This is a genomic window from Nocardioides agri, from assembly GCF_013778305.1.
In the GTDB taxonomy this organism is placed as follows: Bacteria; Actinomycetota; Actinomycetes; order Propionibacteriales; family Nocardioidaceae; genus Nocardioides; species Nocardioides agri.
Map to the genome: position 1 here is coordinate 1,639,688 of NZ_JACEIC010000002.1, position 15,008 is coordinate 1,654,695.

Below are 15,008 nucleotides of genomic sequence, written 5' to 3' on the forward strand. Positions count from 1 at the left end.
GGCCGCCGGCGTGGCTGCAGCCTCTCCCCCGAAGGAATTATCGCCGACGACAGTCCGCAGTTTGGTCGAACCGTGAAATACACGAGGTCTGACGCGTCACGTCGCCACCTCGAGGAGGCGCCTGCGGGCGAGGTCGGCGACGAACGCCTCGACTCCCGCGACGATCGTGGTGCGCTCCACACCGGGGTGGCGTCGAACCTGCGCCTCGACCAGGTCGTCGAGCGAGACGCCCCCCGCCAGATCGCGCCAGAGCTCGGCGCCGGTGCCTTCGAGAATGACGGGCAACGCTGACGGGTCGCCCAGGTCGAGCACCGCCGCCCGCCCATCGATCTGCACGTACGCCGCTTCGCGGCTCGGCAGCCAGCGCTCGGGCGTCATCGACGCCGTCCGTCCCGGCGTGCCGAACGGAGAGCGCGCGCCGCTCCCGGCAGTGCTGCCACGCCCCTGGAAAGCCGTCGCCAGCGCAGGGCCAGCAGCTCGCGTGTGCTGGCATCGGGCCGGTCGTGCTTGACGCGCAGCGATCCGGCGGCCGGCCACGCAGCGCGCCACAGGAGCGATGGGCGACGGCGCCACGGCTCGCGGGTTAGGGCGTAGAGCCAGCCCACGCTCGTCGACGAGGTCGACGTCGCCTGGACCAGCCACGTGTCCAGGCCGTCGGCGTACCGGGGGTCGCGGTCGGGCACGTCGACGCCGACACGCTGGAAGAGCGGCCGCAACGTCGTCTCCGCACCGGTCGCCTCGGCGATCGTGACGAGGTCCGTGCCCTCGATCTCGGGGTGTGCCGCCACGGCCGCCGCCAGAGCATCGAGCTCGACGACCCTGTCCTGCGACGCGAGGTCCCGGATGTAGTTGAGGCCCGCAATGACTGAGTGGGCGGCCGGGTCCGGCGCCTGCACCGATCGGCCGGCCACCCGGACCGTCACGCGTCGCTCCCAGAGCTCTTCGAACACGACCTCGGGTGGGGCGAGGAACCCCGGGAACCGGTGGTGGAGGTCCAGCTCGCATGGCCAGGTGGGGTGTCGCAGCGTGCCCGCGAACTCCCCGAGGACAGACGGCGCTGCGTCGTCCGGCCGGTGTTCCCAGCCACGGTCACGGAGTGCGTGAACCAGGTCGGGGGCGCGGGCGGGATCGACGAGGACGTCGACGTCGCCCGAGCTGTAGGCGGGACGGAGTCCCTGCGCGGTCAGCACCGGGCCCTTCACACAGAGCGCACGGATCCCCTGGGACCGCGCCACGTGGTCGACCAGCGCACATGCAAGTGGCACCGCCTCGCTCAACGTGAGCGAAGACGGTGCCACTGCTGGAGCTTCGGTCAGGACCTGCGGAACGCAGGGTCCCGATCAGACCGTGACGCTGGAGAACGCCTTCGGCGTTCCCGTGGCGCCGGGGGAGGCGGTGATGGTGAGCGTCGTGGCCTGGTTGTTCTGCAGCGTGAGCAAGAACGTGGCCGGCGTGGTCGACGAGTTGCCGGCCAGCTGCGACTGCCGCGTGAAGACCACCGAGTTGCCGGACCTGGCCGCGCTCCACCCGGTCGGCGCCGCGGGCTGCGTGCCCGCCAGCGATCCGCTGGACGCGACGGTCACTGTCAGCGCGGTCGTGCTCTGGTTGTTGGAGTTCACGACGACCACGTTCGGGATCGTGACGTCCTTCTTGTTGCGGCTGGCGGTGCCGACCGAGCTGGTCGACAGGTTGGCCGGACCGGAGGCAGCAAAGCTCGGCGCTGCCGCGGCGATCTGCACCATCGGGACCGCCCACGCGGCCGCGGCTCCGGCACGGACAACGGAGCGGCGGGTCATGCCGGACCGCTCCTGTGCAATCAGGTCGTCAGGCACCGAGGACGAGTCAATGGACGGCATCTTTCCCCACATTCGTGTGTTTGCTTCCGGAGCGGGCCGTCCGAGCTCGGCCTGAATCGTGAACATTAGTGCTGCGTCAAGATCCGTGCGGAGATTTCCTCAGATTCGAGGACAAGTTGCCGATTCCTTGCAGTTTCGGAAAATCAGCGGGGCTCCGGCGACGCCTCGGTGAGCGCCCCGGTCTGGATCAGCGTCTCCACGGCGCCCCTCGTCGCGGCGAGCGGATCGTCGGTGGGAGGTGCCCCGAACTCGGCAACGAGGGCGACGTGCAGGTCCTCGACCTCGACGCCGCCCGCGCCAGCGGCGGCGACGATGAAGGCGGCCAGTGGAGACAGCACCAGCACCTGGTCGTCGAGGAGGACTGCGGTCTCGCCATCCTCTTCGTAGGACTCCAGGACTGCGGACTGCACCCTCATCTCGCACCGTCCAGGAGACCGGACACGATGGGGCGCAGGTCGCCGACCTCCCGGTAGCGGACCCGGTGGAGCCCGCCGACGCGGTGGAGCGTCGACGCGACGCGACGCAGTGGGGTCTCGAACCTCGTCAGGGACGAGATCTGGGGGCTCAGCTGGGCGATCGCCCGCACGGTGGGCATCGACTCGACGGTAGGTCGCTCCGGGCCGTCCGGGTCGCGGTCCAGCCACAGGATCGCAGCCAGCTCGAGCCGCTCCGGCGCCACGGGAAGTCCGAGCACTCCGGGGTCGACCTGCTGCTTGACCGTGTCGTCAGGCCCGACCAGTACCGAGAGCGGTTTGGGGTACGCGACCACGGTGCCGTCCGCGGTCACGCCGACGGTCTCGTCGGAGACGTAGGAGAGATGACGTCCGAGCGTCGATGCCGCCGTCGTCTTGCCGGTGCCGGACGGCGCGACCAGGGCGATCGTGCGTCCCGTCCGTGGGTCGGCGAGCCCGCAGGCGTGGAGCATCAACAGCTCGCCTGCCTGACGCTCGATCGCGGCGACCGTCACCGCCGGCGAGATGGCATCCATCAGGCGCGGCAGGCTCGTGCTGCTCAGGGCGACCCTGGACTCCGCGACGGCGGATCCGTCCGTGTCCGCGAGGACGGCCAGCGTCACCGGGTCATCCAGGCCGGCCAGGTGCTCCTCGACGAGGCAACGCGACCATGCGCTGCGCAGCTGCGTTGCAAGAACCTTGCGCTGGTCACCTCTGACGTTCAGCCGCACAGGAATGCCCAACGCCTTAAGGTTTATGGGAATGCAGGCGTCGTCTGCATGATCGTCGGGCACCCGCGGATCCTACCCGGGTGCCTTTGCTCGGAAGGCAGTTTGATGGAGCTCAGGGACTACTTGCGGATCCTCCGCGCGCACTGGGTCGGCGTGACGGTGATCACGCTGGCATCGGTCGCGATCGCGGGCGTCTACACCTTGAGCCAGCCGAAGATCTACGCGGCGAATGCCAACGGCTTCGTCTCGAGCGGGCAGACCACCGACCCCGCACTGGCGTCTGTCAACGACACCCTGGCGAAGTCGCGCGCCAAGTCCTACGTCGACATCGCCACCAGCAGGGCCACCGCACAGCGGGTGATCGACGACCTCGGGCTGGACGCCAGCCCGGCGGGCCTGATCGGAGACATCTCGGTCGAGCAGCCCATCGACACCGTGCTCCTGAAGATCACCGCGAAGGCGACCAGCCCCCAGGAGGCACAGGCCCTCGCCGATGCGTGGGTGCGTGCGCTCGCGAGCCAGGTCGACACGATCGAGAACCCGAAGGGCGGACCGACCGAGGTCGTCAAGATCGTTCCCGTCGAGGCGGCTGCGCTGCCGAGCGCGCCGGTCTCGCCCCGCCCCAACCTCAACCTGTTGATCGGCCTGCTCGCCGGTCTGCTGCTCGGGTTCGGGTACGCCATGGTGCGCAACCAGCTCGACCGGCGCCTCCGGTCGGCGACCGAGATCGAGCGCGAGTTCGGCGTGCCGGTCGCGGGCACCGTGCCCGCGACGCGCGTGGTCGAGCAGGCCAACGGTCGCGCCGCGCTGACGGTCGTCGACGGCGCCGGCGAGCGCGCAGCGGCGCCCGCCGAGGCCTACCGCAAGCTGCGCACCAACCTCGCCTACATGGACGTGGACAACCCGCCGCGGGTCATCGTCGTGTCCAGCCCGCACCAGTCCGACGGCAAGTCCACGATCGCGGCCAACCTGGCGGCAGCCATCGCCCTGTCCGGCGAGTCGGTCACGCTGGTGGACGGCGACCTACGCCGGCCCATGGTGGCGAACTCGTTCGGCCTCGTGGAGGGCGCCGGCCTGACCGACGTGCTGGTCGGGAACGTCGGGATCGACGACGTGCTGCAGGAGCACCACGACTACGAGCGGCTGCGGGTGCTCGCCGCGGGCAGCATCCCCCCGAACCCCAGCGAGCTCCTCGGCTCGAAGGCGATGCGCGCCACGCTCGAGAAGCTCGCGTCCGACAGCATCGTCATCATCGACGCCCCGCCACTCCTGCCGGTCACCGATGCCGCCGTGCTGACGACGCACGCCGACGGCGCGCTCGTCGTGATCTCGCACGGGCGCACGCTCGACACCGAGCTGAAGGCAGCTCTCGGGCACGTGTACGCCGTGCAGGGCAAGGTGCTCGGCGTCATCCTCAACCGGGTCCCGCGCAGCGACACCGAGTCCGGCTACTACGGCGGCTACTACTACCGCCGGACCGAGGAAGCGACGGGCTTGGCCCGGCTGCGCGAGCGCCTCACTCGCGCCTGACCAGCGACTAGGAACCGTTCGGGGCGGAGCAGGACGTCCGCACGGCGACGTCCTTGCTCCCCGCCTCGATGCCCGGGGTGACCCGGACCTCGAGGTCCCCCGACTGACGGCGATCCGTCGTCATCGTCCACGTGACCTCGACCGGCTCCGGACCGCTCACGAGGATGGCCAGCGTGGTGGCCGGCCGGCCGCCGAGGTCGACGACGTCGACCGGCACCCTCTCGCCGTCGATCCTGACGTCGCTGATCGCGCCGCCGGTCGGAGCGATCAGGTGGACCGCATCGGTCTGAGCGCCGGGCTCGGTGCCGAAGTGGCCCGCGGCAGTCAGGTAGTCCGGGAGCCGCGCCGCCTCGGACTGCGGGATGGTCTGCGCCATCGTCAGCCGGCCGGCGAGAGTCTGACGATCGTCGGCGCACCCGGTAGAGGACATCTCGACCGCGTAGCGCAGGTAGTAGGACATCTTCGCGCCGGTCGCGTCGTTGATCGCCACGTCGACGGTCGCAGCGCCGCGACGGCCCGTGGCCAGCTCACCGGCGATCGGCGTGCCGGCCAGGTCGCGGCGGACCTTCGCGTCGAACGACGCCACCAGCAGGCGGCGTTCGCGGACCGACCTCACCAGCCCGTCGATGAGGTCGGCAGGCGAGTCGGGTGCGCCGGTCACGGCGTCGAAGACCTGGCGCGCGGCGCCGGCGAAGAACGCGTCCTGCTGGGCCGGCGTCAGCTCGAGGTAGGGACGGTTCAGGAGCTCGGACACAGCGTTCTCCTGCGTGAGCGTCCGCCCCTCGGCCTGCACCGGTCCGGTGCCGGCCAGCAGGTAGGACATCGCCACGGGGTCGAGCGCGATCACGCCGTCGAGAGCCGTGCCCGGCTCCTCCTCCTGCCAGCGCGCCGCCAGGAGACGCGCTGCGCGCGGGAAGTCCGGGGTGAGGTTGGCGTCCACGAAGAAGGTGCCGACCTGCGGGCCGAAGAGCGCCTCTTCGGCGCCGGTGATCGGCAGGACGGGGGTGTTGCGTCGCGGCAGCGTGCCGCCGGCGCTCTGGGACTCGAGCGACAGCCTGCCGTCGTCGGCGCTCAGGAGGGCCGAGGATCCCGGGATGCCTCCGGTCGCACGGATCTCCGCGTTGTTCTGGAAGACCAGCAGGTAGTGCTGGGGGCGGCTCGCTCCCAACATGCCGGGAAGGACGCGGAGCGCGGTGTCGGCGTTGCGCAGGGCATCGGCGGCATCGTCCACCTGGTGGGTCAGGTCCGCGAACTTCGAGCGCAGCGGGGCGACGTACGACGACGGATCCTCGGCGCTCAGTCGCTCGTTCGCATCGTCGAAGGCGGTCAAGCCGGTGGTGACCGACTGACGGAGTTGCTCGAGGGCGCGCAGGTCGACCCGCCCGTCGCCGAGGACGATCGCGTCGAGCGTGTCCGACATCGCGACCAGCGGCGCGACGCCGTCGGCGGCCAGGTCGCGGACCACCCCGCTGGTGAGCGCGACCCCACGAGCATCGTCGCCACCGAGGGGGAGGTGGGTCAGCGTCGACCAGGTCCTGCCCGAGGTCCGTTCTGCCGCCGCGGCGCTGTGGTCTTTCAGGCGTGCGAGCGCGACCTCGGTCGCGGGCGCGTCGCCGAGCTCGACGCTCTCACGGACGGCGGCAGCGTCGGCCACGGCTGCCGCGAGGTCCCGGTTGACCTGGTAGGCGGTCCAGAGGACCCACCCGGTAGCGAGCACGACGACGGCGAGGAGGACGAGCGCGACCCAGGACAGACCGCGCTTCACGACGCTCAGAGTATGCGCCCGCGATCCGGTCATCGACCACTACCCCCCTCTTGCAGTCGCCACGGCGACGAAATGCGTCCGGGCCCCGCGACGAGGTCGCGAGGCCCGGACGGTGCTCAGCTGGTCGAGCGCGTCCCGTCAGCGAACGACGAGCGTCGCGCTGCGGCTCGACGGCTTCAGGTGCGACGTCGCAGCCGGGGTGAAGGTCACCTTCACCTTGTAGGTGCCCGCCGCCATGAGGGGCAGCCGCACAACACGGGTCTCGTCGTTGTAGCTGCGGACGATCGTCCGGTCGCCGAACTTCACGGCGAGCTTGCCCTTCACCTTGGCGTTGCTGGCGGCCCGGACCGTCACCGTCACCGTCGGGTGCTGGTCTGCCGTGACCCTGCTGCCCTTGGCAACGGTCTTGGTGGCGAAGCAGATCGTGTACTTGGCCGCGCAGTCGACGCTGGGCGCCGCCTGAGCCTGTCCCGAGAGAGAGACGAAACCGGCCGTCAGCAGCAGCGCCGCAAAGAGACCAGTGATGAACTTCTTCATGTGTGGGGCTCCCCCAGGTTGGTTCTCGAGTCTGTGGAGCGGTCATCAAATCACGAAAATTGGCGATGCGTAGGCGAGTTGAGCAGGAAACCCCTCAGATCACACCACCACCTGCCGATACGAGCCTTTTCGGGGCCGATGAGCGCCGCGAACGGCCACGCGAACGGCCTCATCGCGTCAAGTGGTCTAGGGCAGACAGTGGTCCTCGGAACGCGAACGAGCCCCCTTCCCCGCCGGTGGGAAAAGGGGGCCCGTTCGTGTCCGAGGGCGGCGCTGCAGTGCCCGGGCTCAGATCGCGACGACGACCTCGGCGATCGAGCCCGTGGCGGCGATGACCCGCTTGTCGACGGGGTCGGCCTTCGGCGCGAGGGTGCGCAGCGTCCACTCGCCGTCGCCGGCGAAGAACCGGAAGTGACCGGTCGCGGAGGTCGGGACCTCGGCGGTGAACTCACCGGTCCGATCGAGCAGGCGCACGTAGGCGTTGCCGACCGGCGAGCCGTCACGGACCACCTGGCCCTGGACGATCGCCTCCTTCTTCACGTCGATGCCGTCGAGCGAGAGGCCGCCCTCGGTCGCGCCGCACATCAGGCTTCCCCTGCCTCGTCGCCCAGCACGACCGGGACGCCGACGAGGGAGCCGTACTCGGTCCACGAGCCGTCGTAGTTCTTGACGTTCTCCTGGCCGAGCAGCTCCTTGAGGACGAACCACGTGTGCGAGGAGCGCTCACCGATGCGGCAGTAGGCGATGGTGTCCTTGCTCCAGTCGACGCCGGCCTCGGTGTAGATCTCCTTCAGCTCCTCGTCGGACTTGAAGGTGCCGTCGTCGTTGGCCGCCTTGCTCCACGGCACGTTCGCCGCGGTCGGGATGTGGCCGGCGCGCTGGGCCTGCTCCTGCGGGAGGTGGGCCGGGGCGAGCAGCCGGCCGGCGTACTCGTCGGGGCTGCGCACGTCGACGAGGTTCTTCACGCCGATCGCCTCGACGGTCTCGTCGCGGAAGGCGCGGATGCTCGTGTCCTGCTCCTGCGCGGTGTACGACGTCTCCGCGCGGGTCGGCAGCTCGTCGGTGAGCTCGCGCGAGTCGAGCTCCCACTTCTTGCGGCCGCCGTCGAGGAGCTTGACGTCCTGGTGGCCGTAGAGCTTGAAGTACCAGTAGGCGTAGGCCGCGAACCAGTTGTTGTTGCCGCCGTAGAGCACCACGGTGTCGTCGTTGGCGACGCCGCGGCCCGAGAGCAGGGCCTCGAACTGCTGCTTGTTGACGAAGTCGCGGCGGACCTGGTCCTGCAGGTCGGTCGTCCAGTCGAGCTTGATGGCGCCCCGGATGTGGCCCTTGTCGTAGGCGGTGGTGTCCTCGTCGACCTCGACCAGCACCACCTTCGGGTCGTCCAGGTGCTCTTCCACCCACTGGGCGGAGACGAGGGAGTTCTCGCGAGTCATGTGCTTCTACCTTTCTTGTGCGCCGGGGAAGGCGCGGGGTCTGGTGGGGATCAGGCGGTGACGCGGCGGATCAGGAGGTACATCTCGCAGCCCAGACAGAGCCGGAAGACGGCGTTGAGCAGCGCCGCCACCAGCGCGAAGCCGACGGCGACCAGGCCGAGCACCTCGAGGCCGAGGGCGAGCCCGACCAGGCCGACGAGCGCGAAGACCAGCCCGACGGCCTGGGCGAACCGCGGCGGGGCCGGGTCCTCGAGTTCGTCGGGCGCGGACAGGCGCGGACGGACCAGGGTGCGGAAGACCCAGGAGTACGGCGCGTGCTGCACGCCCCGGGTGGCACCGATCGCGAAGACGACGCCCTGCAGCGCGAGCAGCACGACGGCGGCGGGGCCGGGGGCGAGCAGCAGCACCACGACCAGCACGACCGAGGTCAGCGCAGCGGCGAGCTGCGGACCGCGCGGGTCGATGCCGGCGGTGGTGCGGGGCGTGGCGACGGTGGACATGTCTCTCCTGCGAGCGGGTGCGTGGCGGACCGGATCGGTCGCGTGGCACTCAGAAGGAGGCAGACAGGCGCGACCGGCTCAGCGCATTCGACACAGCGCCGAGCGGACGCGGCAGTGGTCCACTGCGCGGCGCTTGGTCAGCAAGGTCGAGGACATGTCGTCCAGAGTAGGGAGCGGCGGGGCCGTGCTCACAATCGGCGTCTCACGATACGGAACGGATATCCACGATGTGGACATCAGGCGTTCCCGAGCGCGGCGATGACCTGCTCCTTGCGCGGCGCACCTGCGGCACGGGTGACCTCGTGGCCCGTCGCGTCGAGCACGAGCGTGGTCGGCGTGCGCAGGACGCCGAGCGCTCGCACGAGCTCGAGGTGGTGCTCCGCGTCCACCTCGAGGTGGGTCACGCCCGGGACCAGCTCCGCCACCTCGGACAGCGTGCGCCGGGTGGCCCGGCACGGTGCGCAGAACGCCGAGGAGAACTGGAGCAGCGTCGCGCGCTCGCCGAGCTGCGCCTGGGGTACGGCGGTCCGCACGGCGTCCCAGGCGACCGGCGTCGAGACAGCACGGGGCCCTTCCTCGACGGTCGGCGGCTCGGCGTCGCGCACCTGGTGCGTCCCGCGGAACCTCCCATCGGTGAGCAGCCGGTAGGCGCCGAACCCGAGGGCGAGGACGACGGCCGCGACGGCGATCCAGGCTCCGGTGCTCACGTCCCGCGCAACGACCGCGCCGTCGGCCACATTCCCTGCGCCGTGAGAGGGTCTCGTCACGTGACCCGAGTCGACGTACGCCGGTGGGAGGTCGTCGGGCTGCTCGTCTACTGCGCGCTCCTCGGCGTGGCCCTGCTGGCGCCGACCTCGAGCACCCAGTCCGGCATGGCGGGCTGGCTCGCCCATGGCGGCCTGAACCAGTCCGACGCGGAGTTCCTCTGCAACGCCCTCATCGTCGCGCCGGTCTCGGCGCTCGGGTCGATCCTCTGGCCACGCACCACCTGGCGGACCTGGACGGCGCTCGCGTTGGTGGGCGCCTGCGCCGTCGAGATCACCCAGGGAGCGCTGCTCACCGAGCGCACGGCGTCGTACGTCGACGTCGTCGCCAACACCCTCGGCGGCCTACTCGGGGCGCTGGTGGTGCTCGCCTGGCGACGCGTCAGCCGCCGGCGAACGGCGGCAGGAACTCCACCGTCGAGCCCGGTTGGACCACGACGTCCCCGGGATCCTCGGAGCTGACGGGCCGGTCGCCGACCAGCGCGGAGCAGACCTTGAGCACGTCGGGCAGCCGCGTGCCCGGGTGCAGTGCGCTCGCGCGGCGGACCACCTCGTCGAGGGTGATCGGCCCGTCGACCTCGAGCGCGTCGCCGCCCACGCCCGCAGCAGCACGCGCCGACGCCCAGTAGTGCACCTGGATGGTGTCGGTCTCATTTCGCTTGGAAGGATCCAATGCGACGCTCATGTAACGGTATTCTTCCCGACGAGAGTCACCGGCCGAAGCCCAGCGTCGCGTTTCGGTCCCCGCCCGATCGGGAGGAGACCACTCCATGAGCACGCTCCTGCTTCTCACGAGCGCCCTCCAGCCGTCCGCCGAGGTGCTGCCCGCCCTCGCGCTGCTCGGCCACCAGGTCCGGATCCTGCCCGCCGAGGGCAGCGCGCTCCTCGAGGCGCCCGACTCCGACCTGCTGCTCGTCGACGGTCGCCAGGACCTGGCGCACGCACGCGACCTGTGCCGACTGATCCGCACCACCGGCACCGACGTCCCCGTGCTGCTGGTCTGCACCGAGGGCGGCCTCGCGGTCGTCGCCCAGGACTGGGGCATGGACGACGTCGTGCTGCACACCTGCGGCCCCGCCGAGCTCGAGGCCCGGATCAAGCTCGCCATCGGCCGGCTCAACGCCCGCCGCGACGCGGACGACCCCGAGTCCCACGTGATCCGCTCCGGCGAGGTCGTCGTCGACGACGCGACGTACACGGCCAAGATCAGCGGCCGCCCGCTCGACCTGACCTTCAAGGAGTTCGAGCTGCTGAAGTTCCTGGTCCAGCACCCCGGCCGGGTGTTCAGCCGCCAGCAGCTGCTGCAGGAGGTCTGGGGCTACGACTACTTCGGTGGCACCCGCACCGTCGACGTCCACGTACGCCGCCTGCGCGCGAAGCTCGGACCCGAGAACGAGACGCTCATCGGCACCGTCCGCAACGTCGGCTACCGCTTCGTGCTCCCGTCGAAGGAGCAGAAGGCCGCCGCCGACGCCCGCGCCACCGAGGACGCCGCCCTAGGCTGATCCCGTGACCGACCTCGACGCCATCGCCGCCATCGCGGGCGAGGCCGAGGCGGCTGACGGTGCGGCGCCGCTCGACGAGGCGACCTGGCGCGCGCTCAAGCACCGGCCCGACGACGTGCGGAGCTGGAGCCACGACGACGGCTTCGCGCTGCTGGTCGGCGGCGAGCTGAGCCTGGTCGTCCGTCCGTCGGCGCGAGGCCGAGGGATCGGCGCGGCGCTGCTGGCCGAGGTCCCCGCCGGTCCGCTGACCGCCTGGTCGCACGGCGACCACCCCGCGGCCGCGGCGCTGGCGCGGCGCCACGGCTTCGAGCGGGTGCGCGCACTGTGGGTGCTGCGGCGGCCGACCTCGACGCCGCTGCCCGACCTCGCCGTCCCGGACGGCGTGACGATCCGCGGCTACACCCCCGCCGACGCCGACGATCTGATCCGGGTCAACGCCGCGGCGTTCGCCCACCACCCCGAGCAGGGCGCGATGGACGCGGCCGACCTGGCCGAGCGGATGGCCGAGCCGTGGTTCGACCCCGCCGGCCTCCTGCTGGCCCACGACGGGGACCGGCTGGTCGCCTTCCACTGGACCAAGCAGCACTCCCCCACCCTCGGCGAGGTGTACGTCGTGGGCGTCGACCCGGCCGCCCAGGGCCGCGGGCTCGGCAAGGTCGTGACCCTCGCCGGCCTCCACCACCTCACCGGCCTCGGCGTCGACGAGATCCATCTCTACGTCGAGTCCGACAACGACGCCGCCGTCGCGCTCTACACGAAGGTCGGCTTCACCCACGCGGACGCCGACACCCACGTCATGTACCGACGCGGCACCGCATAGCGGCCCGGTCTGGACAACGCCTGGTCAGGTCCGGCCCAGTCGAGCGTTCGCCCACGTCGGTGGACGAGTTGCCCTATCTTCCCGTCGAGTGGCGCGAGCAGGTCCTCTCCAGCTGCGGGAGAGGACCTGCTCGCGCTCTCGCTTCTCGACGGGCCGCCGTCAGCGCAGCGGGCGGACGTGCAGGCCGACCTCGGGGTCGACGACGACCTCCTGGGCGGCCGGCATCCCCTCGACGCTGAGCTCGACGTCGAGGGGCACGTTGCGCTTGACCATCGCGAGCGCGATCGGGCCGAGCTCGTGGTGGCGGGCGGAGGTGCCGACGAAGCCGACCACCTTCTCGCCGTGCAACAGGTCGGACCCGACGGTGGGCAGGCGGTTCTCGGAGCCGTCGAGGTGCAGCAGGGTCAGCCGGCGCGGCGGCCGGCCGAGGGTGTGCACCCGCGCGACCGTCTCCTGCCCGCGGTAGCAGCCCTTGTCGAGGTGGACGGCGGGTCCGATCCAGCCGACCTCGTTGGGGATCGTGCGGTGGTCGGTGTCGAGGCCGAGGCGGGGCTCGCCGCGCGCGATCCGCAGCGCCTCGAACGCCCACAGCCCGCAGGCCGGCCCCGCCGCGTCGGCGTACGCCGTCAGCTGGGCGCGCGGGACGAGCTCGTAGCCGGCGTAGGGACCCTCGGCCGCGGCGCCCGGGCGCCAGGTGACGGCCAGCTCGTCGGTCACGTCGGCGACCTCGACGCGCATCATGAAGCGCATCCGGTCGAGGAACTCCACGAGGGCGGCCGCCGCGCCCGGCTCGGTGTGCGCGGTGAACGCCTCGCCGTCGTCGTACCCGAAGAACGCGTGCTCGACGTGCCCCTGCGGGCTCAGCACCAGCGCGCCGGTCCACGCCTTCGGGGCGAGCGACTCGAGGTGCTGCGTGGTGAGCGAGTGCAGCCAGGTCAGGCGGTCGGGTCCGGACACCCGCACGACGTCGCGGTGCGAGAGGTCGACGAAGCCGTCGCCGGACTCGAGCGTGCGCTGCTCGGTGTTGAAGGAGCCGTAGTGCGCGGCGACGTCGTGGTCGACGCCGTCGCCGGCCACGGCACCGGGCAGGCTCAGCAGGGGGCTACGCATCCGTCTCACACTCCACGCACTCGCCGAAGATGGCCAGGTGACCGACGTCGAGCACGAAGCCGTGCTGCGCCCTCGTCGCGTCCGCGAATCCGGCCACCTCACCAGCATCAACAGAAACGACCCGCTGACACTTCCGGCAGACCAGGTGGAAGTGCGTGTGGTCGCTCACGGAGTGGTACGTCGGGGCGCGGTCGGACAGGTGGGCGTGCCGCACCAGGCCGAGCTCCTCGAGCACCTCGAGGTTGCGGTAGACCGTGGAGGCGTTGACCGCGCTCGCGTGCAGCTGCACCTCGGCGAGGATCTCGTCCGGCGTGGCGTGGCCCAGCTTGTCGACCGCCTGGAGCACGAGCTGGCGCTGCGGGGTGAGCCGGTAGCCGAGGCTGTGCAGCCTGGCGGCGAGTTCCTCGTTCATTGCCTGACGAGCTGCGCGTGCGTGTGGGGCTGCAGCTCGTGCCCCATCGCGGCCATGTCGAACGCGTAGAGGAGGTCGCCGTTGACGTAGCCGTAGAGGCGCTTGCCGCCGGTGTACTCCTTCGCGGTCGCGGTCCGCGCGACCGCGTCGGTGACGATCTCGAAGCGCGGCTGCTCCGGGTGGATCTCGCCGGTCCAGATCTCGACGAACCCGGTGTTGTGCGTGAGCAGCACCTCGAGGGTGCCGTCCGCCTTCGGCCGGAGGAAGCCCGTCTCCTGCGCGGCCTCGCGCACGTGCTTGCCCTCGGCGTCGACGATCCAGGCCCGGGACACGTAGTGGATGAACGGCCGCCCGTCCTGCTGGAAGATGACCTCTTGGCCGAACTGGAAGTTCTCGATGCCGGGGTACTCACCGTGCCCGTTGCCCGCCCACTTGCCGATCAGCCAGGCGAGCCGGGCGCAGTCGGGGTGGATGTTGTCCGGGATCTCGAACGGCATGGGGTCAACTCTAGAGAGCGGCGGGCAGGCCCAGCGAGTCGCGGACGATCCGCTCGAGGGTCCCGTCGACGCGCAGCTGCCGGACGAAGGTGTGGCCGCCCCCCGGGTGGCGGTGCACGGTCACCCCGGGCCGGCCGGCGGCGAGGTCGGCGTGGGCGAGGTCGAGGTCGTCGTCGGAGACGTGCAGCTCGACCCGGGTCGAGCCGTCGGAGGCGTCGAGCAGCGGCCGCAGGTCGAGGAGGGTGTCGGATCGGGCTGCGTCGTAGAGGGCCCGCGCCCGGGGGCGCCACCGCGCGTCGTTCATCGCCGCGCGGTCCTCACGGCGCATCGAGACCTGCGCGCCGAAGGCGTGCACCTCCTCGAAGCGGCCGACCAGGGCGGCCGCGACCGCGGCGAAGCCGCCGGCGGAGCTGCCGAACAGGACGGCGCGGCCGCAGAGGTCGTCGACCACGCGGCGCAGCCCGAGCGCCGCCGCGCGCAGGTCGGGGCCGAGCTCGGGCACCCCGTCGACGTACCAGGCCTGCGCGGGGTCACGGATGAAGACCTTGGTCACCGGCATGCCGCGCGTGAGGCCGAAGAACTCGAACGGCGCGATCGCGAGCCGACCCTTCAGGCCGCCGAAGGCGACCAGCGCGACCTCCGATCCCTGGTCGTCCACCGCCAGGTTGCAGGTCGGGTCGTCGAGGAGCTCTTCGAAGGAACGCACCGACGAACTATAGGTTGCTGCCATGCGCCCTCTCGTCGTCAAGGTCACCTGCGGCGCGGACGAGCCCGAGCGTGCCAACCAGGGGCTCACCGTCGCCGCCACCGCGCTGAGCGCCGGAGCCGACGTCAGCCTGTGGCTGACGGGCGAGGCTGCCTGGCTGGGCGTGGCCGGACGCGAGGGCTTCTCGCTCCCCCACGCGGCCCCGGCCGCCGACCTGGTGGCCGCCGTCGCCGCGGGTGGGCGGGTCACCGTGTGCACGCAGTGCGCCGCGCGACGGGAGATCGGCGAGGCCGACCTGCTGCCCGGAGTCCGGATCGCGGGCGCCGCGGCGTTCGTCGAGGAGGCGCTCGCGGCGGACGCCCAGGCGCTCGTCTACTGACGGGCGCATCG

At 71.3% G+C, this 15,008-nt stretch carries 21 protein-coding genes; 5 read left to right on the forward strand and 16 right to left on the reverse strand.

The genetic code is table 11. From position 1 onward, the window contains the following. Nucleotides 1-96 precede the first annotated feature (96 nt). From HZF07_RS12580 to HZF07_RS12600, 5 genes are all read right to left on the reverse strand, one after another. The gene (locus HZF07_RS12580) at nt 97-378 is read right to left on the reverse strand and encodes a PqqD family protein (RefSeq protein ID WP_157342051.1); all 282 of its coding nucleotides are present in this window, start codon (nt 376-378) and stop codon (nt 97-99) included. Continuing rightward, nucleotides 375-1,265, reverse strand: a complete 891-nt coding sequence (locus HZF07_RS12585; protein WP_157342053.1) for a nucleotidyltransferase family protein — start codon at nt 1,263-1,265, stop codon at nt 375-377. The genes HZF07_RS12580 and HZF07_RS12585 overlap by 4 nt, the downstream gene beginning before the upstream one ends. Before the next feature lie 75 nt (nt 1,266-1,340). Then, the gene (locus tag HZF07_RS12590) at nt 1,341-1,796 is read right to left on the reverse strand and encodes a hypothetical protein (protein ID WP_157342055.1); all 456 of its coding nucleotides are present in this window, start codon (nt 1,794-1,796) and stop codon (nt 1,341-1,343) included. Between the two features lie 203 nt (nt 1,797-1,999). After that, on the reverse strand, nt 2,000-2,272 hold the full coding sequence (locus tag HZF07_RS12595) for a hypothetical protein (RefSeq protein WP_157342057.1): 273 nt from the start codon (nt 2,270-2,272) through the stop codon (nt 2,000-2,002). Beyond that, entirely contained in the window at nt 2,269-3,102 is an 834-nt protein-coding gene (locus HZF07_RS12600; protein ID WP_181645131.1) for an ATP-binding protein, read from the reverse strand. The genes HZF07_RS12595 and HZF07_RS12600 overlap by 4 nt, the downstream gene beginning before the upstream one ends. Nucleotides 3,103-3,144: 42 nt before the next feature. Between HZF07_RS12600 and HZF07_RS12605 the strand changes: the two genes are divergently transcribed. Next, nucleotides 3,145-4,569: a tyrosine-protein kinase domain-containing protein gene (locus HZF07_RS12605; protein WP_181645132.1), complete on the forward strand. Its 1,425-nt coding sequence runs from the start codon at nt 3,145-3,147 to the stop codon at nt 4,567-4,569. Between the two features lie 7 nt (nt 4,570-4,576). Here the strand turns inward: HZF07_RS12605 and HZF07_RS12610 are convergent, their stop codons facing one another. The 6 genes from HZF07_RS12610 to HZF07_RS23915 all read right to left on the reverse strand — a co-directional run bounded on the left by HZF07_RS12610 (nt 4,577) and on the right by HZF07_RS23915 (nt 9,511). Continuing rightward, the gene (locus HZF07_RS12610; RefSeq protein WP_157342061.1) at nt 4,577-6,334 is read right to left on the reverse strand and encodes a DUF4012 domain-containing protein; all 1,758 of its coding nucleotides are present in this window, start codon (nt 6,332-6,334) and stop codon (nt 4,577-4,579) included. 138 nt (nt 6,335-6,472) lie between these two features. Further along, nucleotides 6,473-6,871 (reverse strand): hypothetical protein, encoded by a 399-nt coding sequence (locus tag HZF07_RS12615; protein ID WP_157342063.1) that lies wholly within the window; start codon nt 6,869-6,871, stop codon nt 6,473-6,475. A 288-nt stretch (nt 6,872-7,159) separates the two neighbouring features. Beyond that, nucleotides 7,160-7,456 (reverse strand): DUF1416 domain-containing protein, encoded by a 297-nt coding sequence (locus HZF07_RS12620; RefSeq protein ID WP_157342065.1) that lies wholly within the window; start codon nt 7,454-7,456, stop codon nt 7,160-7,162. Further along, nucleotides 7,456-8,304: a sulfurtransferase gene (locus HZF07_RS12625; RefSeq protein ID WP_157342067.1), complete on the reverse strand. Its 849-nt coding sequence runs from the start codon at nt 8,302-8,304 to the stop codon at nt 7,456-7,458. Before HZF07_RS12625 ends, HZF07_RS12620 begins: the two co-directional genes overlap by 1 nt. Before the next feature lie 50 nt (nt 8,305-8,354). Continuing rightward, entirely contained in the window at nt 8,355-8,804 is a 450-nt protein-coding gene (locus HZF07_RS12630; RefSeq protein WP_157342069.1) for a DUF4395 domain-containing protein, read from the reverse strand. A 236-nt stretch (nt 8,805-9,040) separates the two neighbouring features. Further along, entirely contained in the window at nt 9,041-9,511 is a 471-nt protein-coding gene (locus HZF07_RS23915) for a thioredoxin family protein (RefSeq protein WP_309504716.1), read from the reverse strand. A 60-nt stretch (nt 9,512-9,571) separates the two neighbouring features. Here HZF07_RS23915 and HZF07_RS12640 point away from each other — a divergent pair, with 60 nt between their 5' ends. Further along, complete coding sequence (locus HZF07_RS12640) at nt 9,572-10,030, forward strand: VanZ family protein (RefSeq protein WP_309504717.1); 459 nt, start codon at nt 9,572-9,574, stop codon at nt 10,028-10,030. Here the strand turns inward: HZF07_RS12640 and HZF07_RS12645 are convergent. Then, nucleotides 9,951-10,253: a MoaD/ThiS family protein gene (locus HZF07_RS12645; RefSeq protein WP_157342075.1), complete on the reverse strand. Its 303-nt coding sequence runs from the start codon at nt 10,251-10,253 to the stop codon at nt 9,951-9,953. The two genes, HZF07_RS12640 and HZF07_RS12645, sit on opposite strands and share 80 nt — an antisense overlap. A gap of 85 nt (nt 10,254-10,338) precedes the next feature. Here HZF07_RS12645 and HZF07_RS12650 point away from each other — a divergent pair, with 85 nt between their 5' ends. Both HZF07_RS12650 and mshD read left to right on the forward strand, forming a co-directional pair. Next, a complete protein-coding gene (locus HZF07_RS12650) occupies nt 10,339-11,073 on the forward strand; it encodes a response regulator transcription factor (protein ID WP_157342078.1) in 735 nt (244 codons plus the stop codon). 4 nt (nt 11,074-11,077) lie between these two features. Next, entirely contained in the window at nt 11,078-11,893 is an 816-nt protein-coding gene (gene mshD / locus HZF07_RS12655; RefSeq protein ID WP_181645133.1) for a mycothiol synthase, read from the forward strand. Nucleotides 11,894-12,052: 159 nt separating this feature from the next. Here mshD and ygfZ read toward each other — a convergent pair whose 3' ends face one another. The 4 genes from ygfZ to HZF07_RS12675 are packed head-to-tail and all read right to left on the reverse strand — an operon-like array spanning nt 12,053 to nt 14,618. After that, the gene (ygfZ, locus tag HZF07_RS12660; RefSeq protein ID WP_157342080.1) at nt 12,053-13,003 is read right to left on the reverse strand and encodes a CAF17-like 4Fe-4S cluster assembly/insertion protein YgfZ; all 951 of its coding nucleotides are present in this window, start codon (nt 13,001-13,003) and stop codon (nt 12,053-12,055) included. Beyond that, complete coding sequence (locus tag HZF07_RS12665; RefSeq protein ID WP_157342082.1) at nt 12,996-13,415, reverse strand: Fur family transcriptional regulator; 420 nt, start codon at nt 13,413-13,415, stop codon at nt 12,996-12,998. The genes ygfZ and HZF07_RS12665 overlap by 8 nt, the downstream gene beginning before the upstream one ends. Beyond that, nucleotides 13,412-13,912 (reverse strand): heme-binding beta-barrel domain-containing protein, encoded by a 501-nt coding sequence (locus HZF07_RS12670; RefSeq protein ID WP_157342084.1) that lies wholly within the window; start codon nt 13,910-13,912, stop codon nt 13,412-13,414. The genes HZF07_RS12665 and HZF07_RS12670 overlap by 4 nt, the downstream gene beginning before the upstream one ends. 10 nt (nt 13,913-13,922) lie before the next feature. Next, the gene (locus HZF07_RS12675; protein ID WP_157342086.1) at nt 13,923-14,618 is read right to left on the reverse strand and encodes a hypothetical protein; all 696 of its coding nucleotides are present in this window, start codon (nt 14,616-14,618) and stop codon (nt 13,923-13,925) included. Nucleotides 14,619-14,640: 22 nt separating this feature from the next. Between HZF07_RS12675 and HZF07_RS12680 the strand changes: the two genes are divergently transcribed. Continuing rightward, entirely contained in the window at nt 14,641-14,997 is a 357-nt protein-coding gene (locus HZF07_RS12680; RefSeq protein ID WP_157342088.1) for a DsrE family protein, read from the forward strand. Nucleotides 14,998-15,008: the final 11 nt, after the last annotated feature.